Here is a 16,548-nt window from a genome sequence, read left to right as displayed (position 1 = left end):
CTTGAGCGCCGACTTGCTCTGCGAAGCATTTCCTCAGTCGCTACATATGTTCGCGACTGAAGCCGCAATCTATGGCTCTGTTCAACTTCAGGCTAGTCAATGGACTGAGCAGTTTGAAGTCTCACTCGGTGGCGAGACAATTCGAATTCCCGCGCGACTGCGTTTTCGTAACAATCACACCGATGAAGCATTGCGCGGCGATATTCGCTTGATGGTGCGATGCCTGCGATCACGCAGTAGCGACGGGTTTGAACGACAGCGCGCGGTCCGTGACCTCTTGCGGGAAATTCAGCCTTGGGCTGCACCATTCATTGTGGCCCTGATCGGCGAATATTTGGTCGAGATCTTGGATGACATCGCTGGTGCGTTCGGCGAATCGGTTCCCGATCCAATCATTCGGTTTCTGAGAGATAATCCAGCTTACTGGTTTCTGATGAAGCAACGCGTTTCCAGCTATTGGAATGTCTACTATCGCCGCTCAACGCGAAAAAATGATTATGTCGGCTTCAAATTGACGAGCCAGATCGATCGGCATCTACGTCAAGTAGACAGATAACCCCGCGCCACCAACTCGTGCTCCAGCGTTGCCGCATCGACAAAATGGTGCCCCGCAATACCAACCGATTCGGCGCCTTCGACATTGGCCGCATTGTCGTCGATGAAAAGCGCCCCCGCCGGGTCGATGCCGAATCGCTCGATGGCGAGATGGTAGATCACGGGGTCGGGCTTCATCAATTTCTCGGTCCCCGACACGACTATATCGCTGAAGCGGTCGAAGACCGGCTGGGTCGGGCGGAAAGCTTCCCAGAATTCATGGCCGAAATTGGTGATCGCGAAGAGCGGCACGCCCGCCGCATCGAGTCGCTCGACCAGTTCGAGGCTGCCGGGCATCGGCCCCGGGATCGTCTCGTTAAAGCGCGTCGCATAGGCGTCGATCAGCAACGCATGATCGGGAAACTCGGCCTTCAGCTCGGGAAGCATCTCGGCGAGCGGGCGGCCCGCATCGTGCTGGAAATGCCACTCGGGCGTGACGACGTGCGTCACGAACCATTCGAGCTCGTCCTTCTCGGCGATCAGCTTGGTGAACAGATAGCGCAGGTCCCAGTCGAAGAGGACGCGGCCGACGTCGAAGATCACGCTACGGCGAATCATAACTGCTCCAGACACGCGAAAGCGCCGCCGGAAGGCTCCGACGGCGTAACGCTGTTCATCAAAAGCAAACGGGGCGAAATCACCCCGCGCAGGGGCATTAGCCCTGGCGCGCCTTGAAGCGGCGGTTGGTCTTGTTGATCACATAGGTGCGGCCACGGCGGCGGATAACGCGGTTATCCCGGTGGCGGTCCTTCAGCGACTTCAGGCTGTTGCGAATCTTCATGATCTCTGTCCGTAAATCTTGGCGTTGCTACGCGAAGCGGCGCAACTATGGGGATAAGGCCGAAAAGTCAACCGGCTCTCCGCACCAAATCCCCATATTTCCGCTCGCATCGAGCGAAGTCGAGATGCCCCTCGGCATGGCGGGTGTCTCGACTTCGCTCGACACGAACGGAATCAGGAGAATATCCTAACCCGCCAGCGCCTTTTGCCGCCGCCGCTGCACCGACGAGCCATAACCCATCGCCTCGCGATATTTGACCACCGTGCGCCGCGCAATGTCGTGCCCTTCGGCCGAGAGTTTCTGCGCGATCGTCTCGTCGGAGAGAATCGCCTTGGCGTCCTCGCCCTCGATCATCGCCTTGATCCGGCTCTTCACCGCCTCGGCGGACACCGCGCCGTCGCCCTCGGTCGCCGAAATGCCTGACGAGAAGAAATATTTGAGCTCGAACAGTCCGCGCGCGCAGCTGAGATATTTGTTGCTGGTCACACGGCTGACGGTCGATTCGTGCATGCCGATTTCCTCGGCGACCTGGCGCAGGGTCAGCGGGCGCATGTGCGCGACGCCGTGGAGAAAAAAGCCTTCCTGCTGCTTCACGATCGCGCTCGCGACCTTGACGATCGTGCGCTGGCGCTGGTCGAGCGCGCGGACGAGCCAGTTGGCGCCCGCGAGCTGCTCGGACAGCCAAGCCTTGCTCTTCGCCGCCGCGCCTTGCGCGAGTTCGGTATAGTAGCGGCGGTTGACGAGCAGTCGCGGCAAGGTGCCGCTGTTGATCTCGACCGCCCATCCCTTCGCGGTCTGGCGGATATAGAGATCGGGCACGACCGCGGGCGCGCCTTCGCCCCCGAATCTCAGCCCTGGCCGCGGGTCATAACCGCGCAGTTCGCGAATCATGTCGGCCAGATCCTCGTCGTCGACGCCGCAGATGCGTTTCAGCTGCGGGAACGCACCCTTGGCGACGAGATCGAGATGCGCAATCATCGTGGCCATCGCGGGATCATAACGATCGGCTTCGCGCGCCTGGATCGCGATGCATTCGGCAAGGTCGCGCCCACCAACGCCCGACGGGTCGAAGCACTGGATTCCAGCGAGCACCTCTTCGATCAGCGCGAGCGGGACGCCCAGTTGCGCGGCGAGTTCGGCAAGATCGGCGCGCAGATATCCCGCCTCGTCGATGAGCGCGACGAGCTGACCCGCGACGATCGCCTCGATGCCGCTGAAGCGCTCGCCGACCTGCGCGAGCAGATGGTCGTGGAGCGTACCCTCATGCTCGGCGAAGCTGTCGAAATCGATATCCTCGCCCGATCCCGACAGCCCCACATTGTCGCTCGTGCTGTCGTGATGGAAGCTGTCGGCGGCGAAGTCGACATCGAGATCGTTCGCGCTCCCACCGTCCGCCGCGAGCGCCTGATCGGCGTCGAGCGAGGCGGCTTCGGCTGTCGGCGCCTCGTTACCCGGTGTGAATTCGGGATCTCCCGCGCTGCCGTCACTGTCCGCCGAGGCGGTATCGAGCAGCGGATTGCCTTCGAGCGCTTCGGCCAGATAGGCTTCGAGTTCGAGGTTCGACAACGCCAGCAGCTTGATCGCTTGCTGCAGCTGCGGCGTCATCACCAGCGATTGCGACTGGCGGAGATCGAGGCGCGGACCCAACGCCATCGGCGGCTAGTCGATCACAAAGAGAAGCCCTCGCCGAGATAGAGGCGGCGCACCTCGGGGTCGGCGACGAGCTCTTCGGGCGAGCCGGCAAGCAGCACCTTGCCGTCGTAGATGATGCAGGCACGGTCGACGAGGTCGAGCGTCTCGCGCACATTATGGTCGGTGATCAACACGCCGATCCCGCGCGTCTTGAGGTCCGCGACGAGATCACGGATGTCGCTGATCGACAGGGGGTCGATGCCCGCAAAAGGTTCGTCGAGCAGCATGATCGACGGGTTCGCCGCGAGCGCGCGCGCGATTTCGGCGCGGCGCCGTTCGCCGCCCGACAGCGCCATCGCCGCCGAATCACGGAGGCGCGTGAGACCGAATTCGTCGAGCAATTCTTCCATGCGCCGCTCACGCGACACCTTGTCGGGCTCGCTGAGTTCGAGCACCGCGCCGATATTCTGTTCGACCGTCATCCCGCGAAAGATTGAGGTTTCCTGCGGCAGGTAACCGAGACCGAGGATCGCGCGGCGATACATCGGCAGCGCGGTGATGTCGGCGCCATCGAGCATGATGCGCCCGGCGTCAGGCTTCACCAGCCCCATAATCGAATAGAAACAGGTCGTCTTGCCGGCACCGTTCGGGCCGAGCAGGCCGACGACCTCGCCCTTGCCGACCGACAGCGAGACATCCGAGAGCACGACGCGCTTGTCATAGCTTTTGGCGATCGAGATGACCGCCAGACCATTGCCCGTCGCGGCATCCTCGCGGACATGCGCCCTGTGCTCGGTGACGCCATGATCACCCTCGGTCAGCGTGCCCGCGTTGGATTCGTCGTCGGTCATAGGTCGGTCGGTTCCAGTTCTAGCCCCACGAGCGCGTTACCCCAGCGACGCGGCGAACGTCAATCTGGCAAGATTTTTGCAGGGCCTCTCCCCTCCCCTGAAAGGGAGGGGAGAGAAGAGACTAGTGTGCCGCCTGCGGCCCGCGGACGATCCCCGACAGCGCGAGCTGTTCGTCGATCGCGGCGAGCAGGCGCGCCAGCGCCGCCTCGTCCTTTGCCTCGGCGCGCGCGACGAGCACGTCCTGCGTGTTCGAGGCGCGGAGCAGCCACCAGCCGTCGTCGGTGAGCACGCGCGCGCCGTCGGTGCGGTCGACTTTCGCGCCCGACGTCGCGAGGCGGTCGAGGACTTCGTCCACAATGGCGAATTTGCGGGTCTCGTCGACCTGGAAACGCATTTCGGGGGTGTTGACCATCGGCGCCATGTTGCCGCGAAGCTGCGTGACGCTCTGCCCGAGCTTCGTCGCCGCCTCGATCAGGCGGATCGCCGCATAGGGCGCATCGTCATAGCCATAATAGCGGTCGGCGAAGAAGATATGCCCGCTCATCTCGCCCGCGAGCGGGCTGCCGGTTTCCTTCATTTTCGCCTTGATCAGGCTGTGGCCGGTCTTCCACATGAGCGGCTGGCCGCCGAGTTCGGCGACGCGGTCGAACAGCGCCTGGCTCGCCTTCACGTCGGCGATGACAGTCGCGCCGGGCAGGTCCTTTAGCACCGCGGCGGCATAGATTTGCAGCAACTGGTCGCCCCAGATCACGCGGCCCTCGCCGTCGATCGCGCCGATGCGGTCGCCGTCTCCATCGAAAGCGACGCCGAAATCGAGGCTCTTCTCCGCGACGAGCTTGCGCAGGTCTGCGAGATTCTTCTCCTCGGTCGGATCGGGATGGTGGTTCGGAAAATGGCCGTCGATGTCGGTAAACAGCAGGTGATGCTCACCCGGAAGGCGCGCAGTCAGCTTCTCGATGACGGTGCCCGCGGCCCCGTTGCCGGCATCCCAGCCGATACGGAAGGCGCCGCCCGCGAACCCTTCGACCAGCCGATCGACATAGGCGTCGACGATATCGATGCTCTCAGACGTGCCTTCGCCCCCCACATCGACGGACTCCCAGTCACCCGCGGCGGCCATTTTGCCGATCCCGAGGATATCGGCGCCGTAGAAAGGGCGCCCCTGCATTACAAATTTGAAGCCGTTATAGTCGGGGGGATTGTGGCTGCCGGTTATCTGTATGCCGCCGTCCACATCCTCGGTTGACGCGGCATAATAGAGCATCGGCGTCGGCCCGAGCCCGACGTTGAGCGCATCGACGCCCGCGGCGTTGATCCCGGTGATCAGCGCCTCGGCGAGCATGGGCGACGACAGGCGGCCGTCATAGCCCACGGCAACGCGCTTGCCGCCCGCGCGGCGGACCAATGTCGCGAAGCTGCGGCCGATAGCATAGGCGTCCTTGTCCGACAGCGTCTCGCCGACGACGCCGCGGATATCATATTCACGCAGCATCGTTGGATGGAAATTATGCGTCATTTTTGAACCTCTTGGGGAGAGAGAAGGGTCAGGCGGCGGCGAACAGATCCCCGTCCGGATGCAATCTTTCGCGCGCCGGCAGGTTCAGTCCACCCATCGCCTCGCGGAGTTCCTGCCGCGCGACGACGTGGCCGATTCCCATGCCGCCGAGATGCGCCTTGTCGAGCAGGGTGAGGCCAGCCGGGAAAAGCTCGCGATAGATGACGCGCTCGCCGAGCCCGGGGATGACGCGGAAGCCGACGCGGCGTGACAGCTGGGTCAGCGCCTCGCCGACGCGGCGCATATTGTGGGCGTCGACATGCTGGAGGCGGTTGCGCAGGATGATCCAGTCGATCGTCCGCCCGTCGGTCTTCGCGCGCGCCTTGCGCGTGTCCCAGATCAGTTCGGAGTAGAAGCTGGGGCGGGTGACCTGAAAGGTTTCGGGATCGACCTGGCCGATGAGGTCAAAGTCGATGAAGCTGTCGTTGATCGGTGTGACCAGCGTGTCGGCGCTCGTTGCGAGGTGCCGCGCGAAGACATCGTCGCGCCCCGGCGTGTCGGCGATGATATAATCGGCATCTTCGGACAGCCGCGCGACCTGCTCGTCGAGTTCCTCGATCGTCGAACCGGTGAAGACCTCGAAGCGCGGCGTCGGCAACGTGACCTCGCGGCGCTTCGCGGTCTGTTCGCGGTTCTCGAGATAGCGGTGAAAGGTGCGCTGGCGCGGATCGAGATCGATGCCCGCGACGCGCCAGCCCTGGCTCGCCAGCGCGACCGCGAAATGCACGGCGCAGGTCGATTTGCCCGTCCCACCCTTTTCATTGGCGAAGATGATGCGGTGCGGTGCGGGCTTCGTCATGAGCGTTGCGATTTTCCTGTTTGCGCGGCATGGGCGGCCAGCGCGCGAAGTGATATAGTCGCGCCAATATCGAAGGGCGACCGGGCGTGCAAATCATCCGTGACATCGCAATGCTGCACCGTGCCGTTACGGCACTAAAGCAGGGCGGCAAGAGCGTCGCACTCGTGCCGACGATGGGCGCGCTACACGACGGCCATATCTCACTCGTCCGCATGGCAAGGCGTGTCGCCGACCATGCCGTCGTGTCGATCTTCGTCAATCCGACCCAGTTCGGCCCCAATGAGGATTTCGCCGCCTATCCCCGCGACGAGGCACGCGACGCCGCGATGCTCGCGCAGGAAGGCACGGGGCTGCTCTGGGCGCCCGACGTCGCGACGATGTACCCCGGCGGACACAGCACGCATATCGAGGTCGCCGAGCTTGGCGCCGATTACTGCGGCGCGGCGCGCCCCGGCCATTTCGACGGGGTTGCGACCGTCGTCGCCAAATTGTTCAACCAGGTGCGGCCCGACGTCGCGATCTTTGGCGAGAAGGACTGGCAGCAGCTCGCGATCATCCGCCGCATGGCGCGCGACCTCGATTTCGGTATCGACATTTTGGGCGCGCCGATCGCGCGCGACACCGACGGTCTCGCGCTGTCGTCGCGCAACGCCTATTTGTCGAAGGATCAGCGCGTCGCTGCGACCGTCTTTCCCGCGACATTGAAGGCGGCGGCAAAAGCGATCGCGGGAGGCGCCGATGTTGCCGAGGCACTCGCCAAGGCCGAGGCGGCGATCGTCAAGGGCGGGTTCGACAGCGTCGATTATGTCGCGCTCGCCGACGCTGACAGTCTGGAAAGATTGAGCGCTTTCCGGAAGCCCGCACGCCTGCTTGCGGCGGCGCGGATCGGTAAAACACGGCTGATCGATAATTTGCCGGTCGGTTAGTTAACGTCGAAACCCGCCAATTTTCGCCGACTTTTGACGATATCCACAAAAATTCGGATCATCGTTAACGCTTTGTTGACCATAAGTCGCAAATTTGGCCCCGAGGTCTCCATGTGGGGTGGAGGCAAAGGGGGTTATCATGGCGAATAGTCTGAAGTCTGCCCAATATCTGATCGAGAGCCGTCTGCTCGACGCCGCACGCGGCGACGCCAACGCCTATTTCGATCTCGGTATCGCTTTTTCTACCGGCACCGGCGGGGTCGATGTCGACCTGATCCAGGCGCATAAATGGTTCAACCTGGCAGCACTCGGCGGCAATATCGAAGGCCAGCAATGCCGCGCTGACCTGTCCGACGAAATGTCGCGCGATGAAATTGCCGAAGCGCAGCGCCAGGCGCGCGCCTGGCTCGACGAGACGGCGCGCCGTCCCGCCGCACGCCGCTTCGCGGCCTAACCCTTCCACTTGAAGGGCGTGTGCCCTTCGAGCCATTCCATCTCTACAGCCTCCGCCTGCCGTTCCTGCTCGAGATAGTCGGCAACGGCGCGGCGAAATCCCGGATCGGCGATGAAATGTGCCGACCAGGTCGCGACGGGGCCATAGCCGCGCGCGAGCTTGTGCCCGCCCTGCGCGCCGGCCTCGACGCGGGCCAGCCCGCGCTCGATCGCAATGTCGATCGCGCGGTAATAGCAGAGTTCGAAATGCAGATAGGGGATGTCCATCTGGCACCCCCAATAACGGCCGTATAAAGTGTCGGCGCCGAGGAAATGCAGCGCGCCCGCTACCGGTCGTTCTTCGCCGTCATAGGCGATCAGCAGGATGATCTGCTCCGCCATCCTATCGCCCATCAGGTCGAAGGCCTCGCGCGTGAGGTACGGATGTCCCCATTTGCGCGCGCCGGTGTCCTGATAGAAAAGCCACATCGCGTCCCAATGCTCGGGACGGATCGCATCGCCGGTCAGTTCGTCGATCCGCAGCCCCTCGACCGCGCGCGCGCGCTCCTTGCGAAGCTGTTTGCGCTTCGCCGAAGTCAGCGTGGCGAGGAAATCGTCGAAGCTGCGATAGCCTGCATTCGCGAAATGAAACTGGATATCGCGGCGGACGAGCCAGCCTGCTTCCTCGAACAAGGGCATCTGATCGGGCGCAACGAAGGTTGCGTGCGCCGACGACAGCTGATTCTGCCGTACCACCGCTTCGGCGGCGCGGAGCAACAGCTGTGCGTCACCTCCATCATTCGAGAGCAAGCGCGGCCCCGGTACCGGCGTGAACGGCGCCGCGATCTGCAGCTTGGGATAATAGTCGCCCCCCGCGCGCGCCCACGCATCGGCCCAGGCATGGTCGAAGACATATTCGCCCTGGCTGTGCGACTTGAGGTATGCGGGCGCGGCGGCGACGAGCGCGCCGCCCGCATCCTCGACCAGCAACGGCGCAGCCTGCCAGCCGGTGCCCGCCCCGACGCTACCCGATTCTTCGAGCAGCGACAGGAAGGCGTGGCCGACGAACGGATTGCCGCCATCGTGAAGCGCGTCCCACGCCGCCGCGTCGGTCGCGGCGACGCCGCTACCGAGCGATATCGTGCGTGCCGGCGGGTCGGCCTCGGCCATGGCTTACGCCGGGCGCACCGCGACGATCGCGTCGGCCTCGACCGCCGCGCCAAGCGGCAGCACCGCGACGCCGACCGCGGCGCGCGCGTGACGGCCCGCTTCGCCGAACAGTGTTTCGAACAGCTCCGACGCGCCATTGGCGACCTTCGCCTGATCGGTGAAGTCGGGGGTGCTGTTGACGAACACGCCGAGCTTGACGACGCGCTCGATGCGCGACCAGTCGCCGCCGAGCGCCTGTCCGATCTGTGCGACGAGCATCAGCGCAACGCGCTGTGCGGCATCCTGTCCGCCCGCAACATCGACGTCTTCGCCAAGGCGGCCGGTCACGACCTGTCCGTCACGGAACGGCAGCTGGCCGCTCACATAGAGCAGGCCGCCATGTTCAACGACGGGCACATAGGCAGCGACCGGCGCGGCGGGCTTGGGAAGTTCGAGGCCGAGTTCGGCGATTTTGGCGGCGATATCCATGGGGCGTTTCCTTGATTAGACCGGTTCGGGGGCCGGGGCGGGGATGTTTTCGGCAAGGCGCGCCAATATCCAGCGCTGCGCCTCTTTCCAATCGTCGATTCGCGCATGGGCAAAGGGCGACGGCGCAATCTTGTCCGCGATCGCGGGCTCGCCGACGAGATGCAACCGCCACACGTCGGGCGCCTCATGCGCGACCGATTGATGATGACCGGCCAGATCGTCGATGAACACCGCGACCGACGGTTGATATTCTTCGATCAGGCGACGCACCGGCTCGCCCTTGCCGCCGCGGCTACCAATGACGGGCGCGTGAAAATCGTGGAGCGCGAGTTGCTCGATCCGTGCCTGCTGGTGCTCGGGGCCGACATTGGTCAGCACGACGATATCGGCCTCGGCGCCAATCGCCGCCATCGCCGCGAGCGCGCCGGCGATCGGATATTGCCGCGTCATTTCCTTGCGGAAAAAGCCGTCGAGCAACGGCCATACCTCGGCCGCTTCGAGCGGCGTGCCGCATTCCTTGCGCTTCAGCGCATTGGCGAAGCTCGCATCCTCGATGCGGAAAATCACACCATGTTCGGCGTCGACCCATTCGGCGAAGGGCACGACCATGTGCATCAGCACCTCGTCGCAATCGGTTATGACGAGCGGTCGGTTCATGCGGTGGTTCCTTCGAGTCTCTGCGCCGCGGCGGCGATGCTGGCAGGCGGCACCTGCAACGCATCGGCGCAGGCGACAAGGTCGTTTTCATGGCCCGTGAGGAACGACAGGATCGCCGCAAGCGTCGCCTGCTCGCCGAGCGAAGCGCGCAGTTCGTCGGGCGCGAGCCCGGTCAGGCCGAGCAGCCTTTCGGCGCGCGGTTCGTCGCTCAAGATCCAGCCGAGCGCCTGAAGCGCCAGCGCGGCATCGCCGTCCTTCAAGTCGTAAGTCCCTTCATCGCGATGCAATTGTGTCGTGCGGCCGATTCGCCTAAACGGTGCGCGGATGCAAGGTGGGGAAGACAAGCAACATGGGCAAGACCATCCTGGTCGTTGAAGATAATGAGCTTAACCTGCGCCTGTTCTGCGATCTGCTCAACGCCCACGGATATAGTGCGCATCCCGTGCGCGACGGCCGCGAGGCGCTGGCGAAGGCGCACGAGGTGTCGCCCGACCTGATCATCATGGATATCCAGTTGCCGCATGTCAGCGGACTCGAACTGATCGGCCAGATGAAGGCCGACCTGACCTTGCGCGCGGTACCGATCATGGCGGTCACCGCCTATGCGGGGAAGGGCGACGAGGAGCAGATCAAGGCGGCGGGTGCCGAAGCCTATGTCTCGAAGCCGATTTCCGTGATCAAGTTTATCGAGAGCGTCGGGGCGTTTGCTTGACGATCGGCGAAAGCGCTTGAGCAGCTTTTCGGAATTGCGATCAATGCACGCCGCAATTGGAGCGGCCCGCTTCTGGGCCATCGCCGTGGGCACGATCGTCCTGATCTTCGCCTTCGTGGGAATCGAAACGTGGCTTTCCGGTAAAATCGGTTGGCCCGAGGCCTATGGCTTTCAATGCCATAGGCGCTGCCTTTACACCAAATTGGGTCATAGCCTCCAATTGCTCGGTGGCGACGGCTACGCTTGGTCGCTCTTCGCTCTTTATTGGTCGGCGCCTGCGCTGGTGCTCGGCAGTCTATGCATCGGATTCTGGCGAAGGCGACGCCGCAATCCGATTCTTCCTATGGAGAAAAACGATTTTTGACGTCCATGCCCGGAATGAAAGGCAAGCCTGAGACGCGCACGCAAAAAGGGCGGCGCAATCGCCGCCCTTCGGGATCCCAGCCTTCGCCGGGATGACGCATTTCCGTCCCACGCGCTTTCAGCGCACGGGGAAATGCATCACTTGATCTTGGCTTCCTTGAACTCGACGTGCTTGCGGACACGCGGATCGTACTTACGCACCGACATCTTCTCGGTCATCGTGCGCGGGTTCTTTTTCGTGACATAGAAAAAGCCCGTGTCGGCGGTGCTCACCAGCTTGATCTTGACGGTCGTCGGCTTGGCCATGGCCCTGTTCCTCGAAATAACTGCACATCCACCGGAGGTCCGAAGGATGCGGCGGGACTAGGGCCCCGACGTGGTGTGAAAAACATGAAAGGGCCGCGCGACGCCGCGCCGCCCTTCAATATCCGGGCGCCTTTGGCGGGATTCGGCCTTTCTGTCAAGCAAAAGGAAGGACGGGCGGCACATCGGCCGCCCGTCCGGGAGGGGTCGGGTTATGCCCTAGGCGTTCTTGATCTCGAAGCGGACGCGCATTTCCTTCCAGCTTTCCTCGGGCACCCCACCGCGCGTCGCCGCCTTGAAGCGCCACTTGGTCAGCGCCCGCCGTTTCGTCGCCTCGAAAAATGCCGGATCGTCGGCGCTGACAAGCTCGACCGCCTTCACCCGTCCGTCCGTGCCGATCAGCACACGGACGACCGCGACGCCCTCGATTCCTTCGCGCTGCGCGCGCGCCGGATAATCGGGCTGGAAGAGACCCGCATAACGCTCGTCGAGCCGCGCGAGCACCAGCTTGGGGGGCTGCACGGGCGGATCGATGATTTGGGGCACGGTCATTCCCGTGCCGGTGCCTGCCGGCAGGATATAGGGCTCGTCGGTACGGCCGACAGGCGGATCCTGACTGACCGGCGGCAGGGGCGACTTGGTCGCTGCGATCACGGTTTTCGTCGGCTGGTCCTGTGGTTTGGCATCGGGTTGCGGTTCGGGGGGCTTGGGCTTCTCAAGCGTGATCGGCTTCCAGACCTGTGGTTCGGATTCGGGAATCGTCTGAACGATCATCGGCGACAGCGCGACGGCGACAACCAACGCGGCGGGCAGCCCCACCGCAAACAGCGCCGCGACCGGGTGGTGACGATTATCGCTTCCATAGCTGGTGCGGGACAGCGGCGCCGCCGATCCGGCCGGCGCGATGGTCGCCTCGGGCGCGGCTACGATAGCCGAAATCAGGGGTATCAGGGTCATGGCCTCTCTCCTTGCCTCGATGACCCGGCCCCGCCGCGTTCCGACCGCTGCTATCGGCCAGGTCAGACTGACGTGATATTATAACATTACGTCTCATGTCAAGCGAATCAGTAAGCAAGCTCACAACGGCTCGTTAAGTGGCGGAAAGCCGTGCCACCGCCTGATCCTTGTCGATCAGCGGCAGCAGTTCGGCCATGTCAGGCCCATGGTCGCGCCCCGTCAGCGCGCGGCGCAGCGGCAGGAACAGCGCACGGCCCTTCGCCCCCGTTGTCTCTTTCACGGCGCTGGTCAGCGCGTGCCAGGGATCGGCGGCCCAATCGACGCCGGGCGCCGCGGCCGCCGCCGCTGCGAGCACTGCGCGGTCGGCCTCTTCAACCGCGGGAGCGATGAAAGGCCCGTCGAACACCGGCACCCACTCGGCTGCCTCGGTCACCGTCATCAGGTTCGGTCGAATCGCATGCCAGCGCGCTTCGCCGATCGCAGCGGGCAGGCGGTCCGCAACCGCCCCGTGATCGGTGTGGTGCAATATCTTCTGGTTGAGCAGCGCGAGCTCGGCCTCGTCAAAACGCGCCGGGGCGCGGCCGAAACGCGCGAAATCGATGCTTTCGATCAGCGGGGCGACGTGCGTCACCGGCTCGACCGGATCGCTCGTCCCGAGCCGCGCGAGCAATGCGACGAGCGCGATCGGTTCGATGCCCTCGTCGCGCAGGCTGGCCATTCCGAGCGAACCCAGCCGCTTCGACAATTTGCCCTCGGTCCCGACGAGCAGAGCCTCATGCGCAAAGGCCGGCGGCGCCGCGCCAAGCGCTTCGAACATCTGGATCTGCGAAGCGGTGTTCGACACATGGTCCTCGCCGCGCACGACATGCGTGATCCCCATCGCGATATCGTCGATCACGCTCGGCAGCAGATAGAGCCAGCTGCCGTCGGCGCGGCGAACCACCGGGTCGGACATCGTCTTCGGTTCGAAATGCTGCGGCCCGCGGACCATGTCGACCCACTCGATCGCGGCGTCATGATCGAGGCGAAAGCGCCAGTGCGGCGCGACGCCCTCGGGGACCGGCGCATCGGCGGGCTTGCGCTCATAAACCGGCGGCAGCCCGCGCGAGAGCAATATCTTGCGGCGAATATCGAGTTCTTCGGGCGTCTCGTAACAGGCGTAGACGCGCCCCGCCGCCTTCAGCTTTTCGAACTCGGCCTCATAGAGCGCGAATCGCGCCGACTGGCGCTCCTCGCCGTCGATGTCGAACCCGAGCCAGGCGAGGTCGGCGCGGATGCCATCGACATATTCCTCTTTCGACCGTTCGAGATCGGTGTCGTCGATGCGCAGCAGGAAGCGCCCGCCATGCTTCCGCGCCCACAGCCAATTGTGGAGCGCGGTGCGGACATTGCCGACATGCAGGGTGCCGGTCGGCGACGGAGCGAAACGGGTAACGACGGTCATGACGCGCGCCTATAACCGCATATTCCGCTGCCGTCAGTCGTCTTCGGCAATCCTGCGGTTCTGGACGATGTGCGCGGCCCAGCGCAGCGCCATGCCGACGACCGACAGCGCGGCCCCCGCGATCACCGCGCCCACCAGCGCGCGATCCTCTTCGGGCGCGGGCCACGCGACCCACGCGAGCAACGCCACGCTGACGATCGACAGCACATAGCCGATCCCGGTGAGCCAGTTCGCCACGCGGTCAGCCCGGCCCGCGCCGCGGCGGCCAATAGGCCCAAGCGATCGCGAGCAGCGAAACGATCAACAGGACGCTATATTCCATCCCGTTGCGTCCGCCGCCGACGACGAACCAGCCCGCGGGCAGGTGGACGAGGATCATGCCGAGCGTCAGGATGAAAGCATGGCCGAGCGCGGCGAGGCTCGTCCAGCGGCGCGCCAGCATCAGCGCCGGGCCGACGAGTTCGTACAGCGTCACCGCCATCGCCCAGCCATAACCGAAGGGAAAGCCAAGGCCGTCCAGCCAGAGACCAAACGGTGCAACGAGGCCCGCCGCGAGCCGGTACACGCCGTGGATCAGGATGAGCAGCGCGACGGTGACGCGCAAGATATCGAGCACCTGCCCCGCCCTTTCCGGCGGCGCCTTTCGACCCAACAGACCCATCCGCCTCTCCCCCTATCCCGTCCGGAACCCATGCGTGATCGGATAGCGCCGGTCGCGTCCGAAATTGCGCGTCGACAGCTTGACCCCCGGCGGCGCCTGACGGCGCTTATATTCGGCAAGCATCAGCAGCCGCTCGATCCGCACCACCGCATCGCGGTCGAAGCCATATCGTGCGACGACGTCGTCGACGCTCGCCTCCTCCTCGACGAGCATGTGGAGCATGCGGTCGAGCTCGGCGTAGGGCGGCAGGCTGTCCTCGTCCTTCTGGTCGGGGCGCAGTTCGGCGCTCGGCGGCTTGGTAATGATCGTATCGGGCATCACCGGCGCCACCGGGTTGCGCGACAATCGCGGCACATTCTCATTGCGCCACTTCGCGACGGCAAACACCGTCATTTTATAGGCATCCTTCAGCGGGTTATAGCCGCCCGCCATGTCGCCATAGATCGTCGCATAGCCGACGCTCATCTCGCTCTTGTTGCCCGTCGTCAGCAGCATCGGCCCGAATTTGTTGCTGAGCGCCATCAGCGTCACGCCGCGGATGCGCGACTGGACATTCTCCTCGGTGATGTCGACGTCTTTGTCGGCAAAGCTGCCCGCGAGCATCTGGTCGAACGCCTCGACAGCGGGCACGATCGGGATCGTGTCGAGCCGGCACCCGATCATCGCCGCGCAGCCCGCGGCATCGTCGAGGCTCGACTGGCTGGTGAAACGGCTCGGCAGCATCACGCACCAGACCTTGTCCGGCCCCAGCGCGTCGGCGGCGATCGCGGCGCAGATCGCCGAATCGATCCCGCCCGACAGCCCGAGCACGACGCCGGGGAAGCGGTTGCGCTCGACATAGTCGCGTAAGGAAACGATCATCGCGCTATAAATGTCCGCCGGATGCGCCTCCCATTCGGCGATCGCGCCCGCCTCGCACGTCCAGCCGCCCCCCTCGACATTTGGGGCGCCCTTCGTCCAGCGCGTCACCCGCTCCTCGGGCTTCCAGTCGATCAGCCGGTGCGCGGTCGTCCCGTCGCCGTTGAGCACGAACGAGCAGCCGTCGAAGACGATCTCGTCCTGCCCGCCGATGCGGTTGAGGAAAAGGACCGGCAGTGAGGTTTCGGCAACGCGGCTCGCGAACACCTGCGTCAGACGCCGCTCGTCCTTGTCGATCTCATAGGGGCTGCCGTTGACCGAAATCAGCAGCTCGGCGCCCTGCTCCGCCAGATGCCGGCAAACCTTCGGCAACCAGCCATCCTCGCAGATCGGCAGGCCCAGCTTCACCCCGCGCCATTCGACGACATCGGGAAGCGGGCCGGGCACGAACACACGCTTCTCGTCGAAGGTGCCGTAATTTGGCAGCTCATGCTTGCGCCGCGTCGCGACGATTTTGCCGCCGTCGAGCAAGGCGACGATATTATAGAGCGCGTCGCCGCCATTCTCATCCTTCGTGCGCTGGACCGAACCGACGAGCATCGCCGGGCCGCCGTCGGCGGTATCGGCCGCCAGCTCTTCAAGCAGCTTCGCGGCACGTTCGGCGAGGGCGGGTTTCAGCACCAGATCCTCGGGTGGATAGCCGATCAGCTGGAACTCGGGGTAGAGGATCAGGTCGGCATCGGGGTGCCGCGCGCGCACGTCGCGCATCGCCTGCGCATTGGCGGCAAGGTCGCCGACCGACTGGGTCATTTGCGAAAGGACGATGGTCAGCTCTTGTGTCATGCGCGCGGGTTTAGGCCCAACCGCCCCGTCCATTCAACCGAAGAGAAGCGCCCACAGCGTGCGGCCGGGGGCCATCGCGAAAAAGCCCGCCGCGATCAGCCCGAAAAAGACGCCGCGCATGATCCGCTGGTGGCGCTCGATCTGCCCCGTTTTCGCGAACCAGATCGCGCGCGGCAGCTGGACGATCGTCACCACCGAAAAGATATGGATCGGGCCGATGCCGCCGGTGATCGTGCGGATCCAGAAACTGTCGATCGCGGTGACGATCATCAGCAGCACCCAGATGCGCCCGCCGATCCGGTGTGCGCTATCGCCCTTGCGCGGACGCCAGAGCAGCCAGGCACCGAGCGGCAGTGCCGGGACGACCGTCGCGAGGTGGACCCATATCGCCCACGCCGGGGTTCGATAGTCCGACGGGCCGGTGACGGAGCGGGCAAGGATCGCAAGGATGATCGCGCCGAGGACGAGCAGGGCCATCAGGCCGATGCGGCGAAGGGAGTTGGCGGGGGCGGCAGTCATGGGAAATCCTGTTGTGGCTATCG

22 protein-coding genes are annotated in these 16,548 nt (G+C 64.4%); 5 read left to right on the top strand and 17 right to left on the bottom strand.

The genetic code is table 11. The annotated features are described in order from the left end of the window. Nucleotide 1 precedes the first annotated feature (1 nt). Nucleotides 2-556 (top strand): hypothetical protein, encoded by a 555-nt coding sequence (locus GGC65_RS14335; RefSeq protein ID WP_192647785.1) that lies wholly within the window; start codon nucleotides 2-4, stop codon nucleotides 554-556. Here the strand turns inward: GGC65_RS14335 and GGC65_RS14330 are convergent. The 6 genes from GGC65_RS14330 to GGC65_RS14305 all read right to left on the bottom strand — a co-directional run bounded on the left by GGC65_RS14330 (nucleotide 541) and on the right by GGC65_RS14305 (nucleotide 6,212). Next, entirely contained in the window at nucleotides 541-1,152 is a 612-nt protein-coding gene (locus tag GGC65_RS14330; RefSeq protein ID WP_192647784.1) for an HAD family hydrolase, read from the bottom strand. The genes GGC65_RS14335 and GGC65_RS14330 overlap by 16 nt on opposite strands. 97 nt (nucleotides 1,153-1,249) lie before the next feature. Further along, nucleotides 1,250-1,375: a type B 50S ribosomal protein L36 gene (gene ykgO, locus GGC65_RS14325; protein ID WP_003046794.1), complete on the bottom strand. Its 126-nt coding sequence runs from the start codon at nucleotides 1,373-1,375 to the stop codon at nucleotides 1,250-1,252. Between the two features lie 186 nt (nucleotides 1,376-1,561). After that, entirely contained in the window at nucleotides 1,562-3,028 is a 1,467-nt protein-coding gene (rpoN, locus tag GGC65_RS14320) for an RNA polymerase factor sigma-54 (protein WP_192647783.1), read from the bottom strand. Nucleotides 3,029-3,042: 14 nt separating this feature from the next. Then, the gene (gene lptB / locus GGC65_RS14315) at nucleotides 3,043-3,858 is read right to left on the bottom strand and encodes an LPS export ABC transporter ATP-binding protein (RefSeq protein ID WP_192647782.1); all 816 of its coding nucleotides are present in this window, start codon (nucleotides 3,856-3,858) and stop codon (nucleotides 3,043-3,045) included. Between the two features lie 121 nt (nucleotides 3,859-3,979). Then, nucleotides 3,980-5,374, bottom strand: coding sequence for a phosphoglucomutase/phosphomannomutase PgmG (pgmG, locus tag GGC65_RS14310; RefSeq protein ID WP_192647781.1), 1,395 nt, complete (start codon nucleotides 5,372-5,374; stop codon nucleotides 3,980-3,982). 28 nt (nucleotides 5,375-5,402) lie between these two features. Continuing rightward, nucleotides 5,403-6,212 (bottom strand): division plane positioning ATPase MipZ, encoded by an 810-nt coding sequence (locus tag GGC65_RS14305; protein ID WP_192647780.1) that lies wholly within the window; start codon nucleotides 6,210-6,212, stop codon nucleotides 5,403-5,405. Nucleotides 6,213-6,298: 86 nt separating this feature from the next. Here GGC65_RS14305 and panC point away from each other — a divergent pair, with 86 nt between their 5' ends. Both panC and GGC65_RS14295 read left to right on the top strand, forming a co-directional pair. Then, nucleotides 6,299-7,138, top strand: a complete 840-nt coding sequence (panC, locus tag GGC65_RS14300) for a pantoate--beta-alanine ligase (RefSeq protein ID WP_192647779.1) — start codon at nucleotides 6,299-6,301, stop codon at nucleotides 7,136-7,138. 139 nt (nucleotides 7,139-7,277) lie between these two features. Continuing rightward, complete coding sequence (locus tag GGC65_RS14295) at nucleotides 7,278-7,592, top strand: sel1 repeat family protein (RefSeq protein ID WP_037515851.1); 315 nt, start codon at nucleotides 7,278-7,280, stop codon at nucleotides 7,590-7,592. On the opposite strand, the gene GGC65_RS14290 is transcribed toward GGC65_RS14295, so the two are convergent. From GGC65_RS14290 to GGC65_RS14275, 4 genes are read right to left on the bottom strand one after another with little or no spacing between them, the layout of a single operon-like run. After that, nucleotides 7,589-8,740, bottom strand: coding sequence for a GNAT family N-acetyltransferase (locus GGC65_RS14290; RefSeq protein ID WP_192647778.1), 1,152 nt, complete (start codon nucleotides 8,738-8,740; stop codon nucleotides 7,589-7,591). The genes GGC65_RS14295 and GGC65_RS14290 overlap by 4 nt on opposite strands. Nucleotides 8,741-8,743: 3 nt before the next feature. Then, the gene (locus GGC65_RS14285) at nucleotides 8,744-9,208 is read right to left on the bottom strand and encodes a RidA family protein (protein WP_192647777.1); all 465 of its coding nucleotides are present in this window, start codon (nucleotides 9,206-9,208) and stop codon (nucleotides 8,744-8,746) included. Nucleotides 9,209-9,223: 15 nt separating this feature from the next. Continuing rightward, entirely contained in the window at nucleotides 9,224-9,865 is a 642-nt protein-coding gene (locus tag GGC65_RS14280; protein WP_192647776.1) for an HAD family hydrolase, read from the bottom strand. Then, nucleotides 9,862-10,125 (bottom strand): DUF3572 family protein, encoded by a 264-nt coding sequence (locus tag GGC65_RS14275; protein ID WP_192647775.1) that lies wholly within the window; start codon nucleotides 10,123-10,125, stop codon nucleotides 9,862-9,864. Before GGC65_RS14275 ends, GGC65_RS14280 begins: the two co-directional genes overlap by 4 nt. 89 nt (nucleotides 10,126-10,214) lie before the next feature. On the opposite strand from GGC65_RS14275, the gene GGC65_RS14270 reads away from it, so the two are divergent. Beyond that, on the top strand, nucleotides 10,215-10,577 hold the full coding sequence (locus GGC65_RS14270; protein WP_192647774.1) for a response regulator: 363 nt from the start codon (nucleotides 10,215-10,217) through the stop codon (nucleotides 10,575-10,577). A 16-nt stretch (nucleotides 10,578-10,593) separates the two neighbouring features. Then, the gene (locus tag GGC65_RS14265; RefSeq protein ID WP_192647773.1) at nucleotides 10,594-10,941 is read left to right on the top strand and encodes a hypothetical protein; all 348 of its coding nucleotides are present in this window, start codon (nucleotides 10,594-10,596) and stop codon (nucleotides 10,939-10,941) included. A 137-nt stretch (nucleotides 10,942-11,078) separates the two neighbouring features. On the opposite strand, the gene rpmG is transcribed toward GGC65_RS14265, so the two are convergent. From rpmG to GGC65_RS14230, 7 genes are all read right to left on the bottom strand, one after another. Then, nucleotides 11,079-11,246, bottom strand: a complete 168-nt coding sequence (gene rpmG, locus GGC65_RS14260) for a 50S ribosomal protein L33 (protein ID WP_037515700.1) — start codon at nucleotides 11,244-11,246, stop codon at nucleotides 11,079-11,081. 216 nt (nucleotides 11,247-11,462) lie between these two features. Then, nucleotides 11,463-12,200, bottom strand: coding sequence for an energy transducer TonB (locus tag GGC65_RS14255; RefSeq protein WP_192647772.1), 738 nt, complete (start codon nucleotides 12,198-12,200; stop codon nucleotides 11,463-11,465). Between the two features lie 133 nt (nucleotides 12,201-12,333). Further along, complete coding sequence (gene gltX / locus GGC65_RS14250) at nucleotides 12,334-13,644, bottom strand: glutamate--tRNA ligase (protein WP_192647771.1); 1,311 nt, start codon at nucleotides 13,642-13,644, stop codon at nucleotides 12,334-12,336. A 33-nt stretch (nucleotides 13,645-13,677) separates the two neighbouring features. After that, complete coding sequence (locus GGC65_RS14245; RefSeq protein ID WP_192647770.1) at nucleotides 13,678-13,881, bottom strand: hypothetical protein; 204 nt, start codon at nucleotides 13,879-13,881, stop codon at nucleotides 13,678-13,680. 4 nt (nucleotides 13,882-13,885) lie between these two features. Then, the gene (locus GGC65_RS14240) at nucleotides 13,886-14,260 is read right to left on the bottom strand and encodes a DoxX family protein (RefSeq protein ID WP_192647769.1); all 375 of its coding nucleotides are present in this window, start codon (nucleotides 14,258-14,260) and stop codon (nucleotides 13,886-13,888) included. Nucleotides 14,261-14,317: 57 nt separating this feature from the next. After that, nucleotides 14,318-16,006: an NAD+ synthase gene (locus GGC65_RS14235; RefSeq protein ID WP_192647768.1), complete on the bottom strand. Its 1,689-nt coding sequence runs from the start codon at nucleotides 16,004-16,006 to the stop codon at nucleotides 14,318-14,320. A 33-nt stretch (nucleotides 16,007-16,039) separates the two neighbouring features. Beyond that, nucleotides 16,040-16,525, bottom strand: a complete 486-nt coding sequence (locus GGC65_RS14230; RefSeq protein ID WP_192647767.1) for a DUF2306 domain-containing protein — start codon at nucleotides 16,523-16,525, stop codon at nucleotides 16,040-16,042. Between the last annotated feature and the right edge of the window lie 23 nt (nucleotides 16,526-16,548).

Source organism: Sphingopyxis sp. OAS728, from assembly GCF_014873485.1.
Classification (GTDB): domain Bacteria; phylum Pseudomonadota; class Alphaproteobacteria; order Sphingomonadales; family Sphingomonadaceae; genus Sphingopyxis.
Note: the sequence above shows the minus strand (reverse complement) of the source record. Positions and strands in the feature narration are given on the sequence as shown.

Coding starts and splice junctions, on each gene's coding strand:
- GGC65_RS14330 (WP_192647784.1), bottom strand. CDS start 1,152: ATGATTCGCCGTAGCGTGATCTTCGACGTCGGCCGCGTCCTCTTCGAC.
- GGC65_RS14270 (WP_192647774.1), top strand. CDS start 10,215: ATGGGCAAGACCATCCTGGTCGTTGAAGATAATGAGCTTAACCTGCGC.
- GGC65_RS14255 (WP_192647772.1), bottom strand. CDS start 12,200: ATGACCCTGATACCCCTGATTTCGGCTATCGTAGCCGCGCCCGAGGCG.
- GGC65_RS14305 (WP_192647780.1), bottom strand. CDS start 6,212: ATGACGAAGCCCGCACCGCACCGCATCATCTTCGCCAATGAAAAGGGT.
- rpmG (WP_037515700.1), bottom strand. CDS start 11,246: ATGGCCAAGCCGACGACCGTCAAGATCAAGCTGGTGAGCACCGCCGAC.
- GGC65_RS14230 (WP_192647767.1), bottom strand. CDS start 16,525: ATGACTGCCGCCCCCGCCAACTCCCTTCGCCGCATCGGCCTGATGGCC.
- ykgO (WP_003046794.1), bottom strand. CDS start 1,375: ATGAAGATTCGCAACAGCCTGAAGTCGCTGAAGGACCGCCACCGGGAT.
- GGC65_RS14285 (WP_192647777.1), bottom strand. CDS start 9,208: ATGGATATCGCCGCCAAAATCGCCGAACTCGGCCTCGAACTTCCCAAG.
- GGC65_RS14295 (WP_037515851.1), top strand. CDS start 7,278: ATGGCGAATAGTCTGAAGTCTGCCCAATATCTGATCGAGAGCCGTCTG.
- GGC65_RS14280 (WP_192647776.1), bottom strand. CDS start 9,865: ATGAACCGACCGCTCGTCATAACCGATTGCGACGAGGTGCTGATGCAC.
- gltX (WP_192647771.1), bottom strand. CDS start 13,644: ATGACCGTCGTTACCCGTTTCGCTCCGTCGCCGACCGGCACCCTGCAT.
- pgmG (WP_192647781.1), bottom strand. CDS start 5,374: ATGACGCATAATTTCCATCCAACGATGCTGCGTGAATATGATATCCGC.
- lptB (WP_192647782.1), bottom strand. CDS start 3,858: ATGACCGACGACGAATCCAACGCGGGCACGCTGACCGAGGGTGATCAT.
- GGC65_RS14235 (WP_192647768.1), bottom strand. CDS start 16,006: ATGACACAAGAGCTGACCATCGTCCTTTCGCAAATGACCCAGTCGGTC.
- rpoN (WP_192647783.1), bottom strand. CDS start 3,028: ATGGCGTTGGGTCCGCGCCTCGATCTCCGCCAGTCGCAATCGCTGGTG.
- GGC65_RS14290 (WP_192647778.1), bottom strand. CDS start 8,740: ATGGCCGAGGCCGACCCGCCGGCACGCACGATATCGCTCGGTAGCGGC.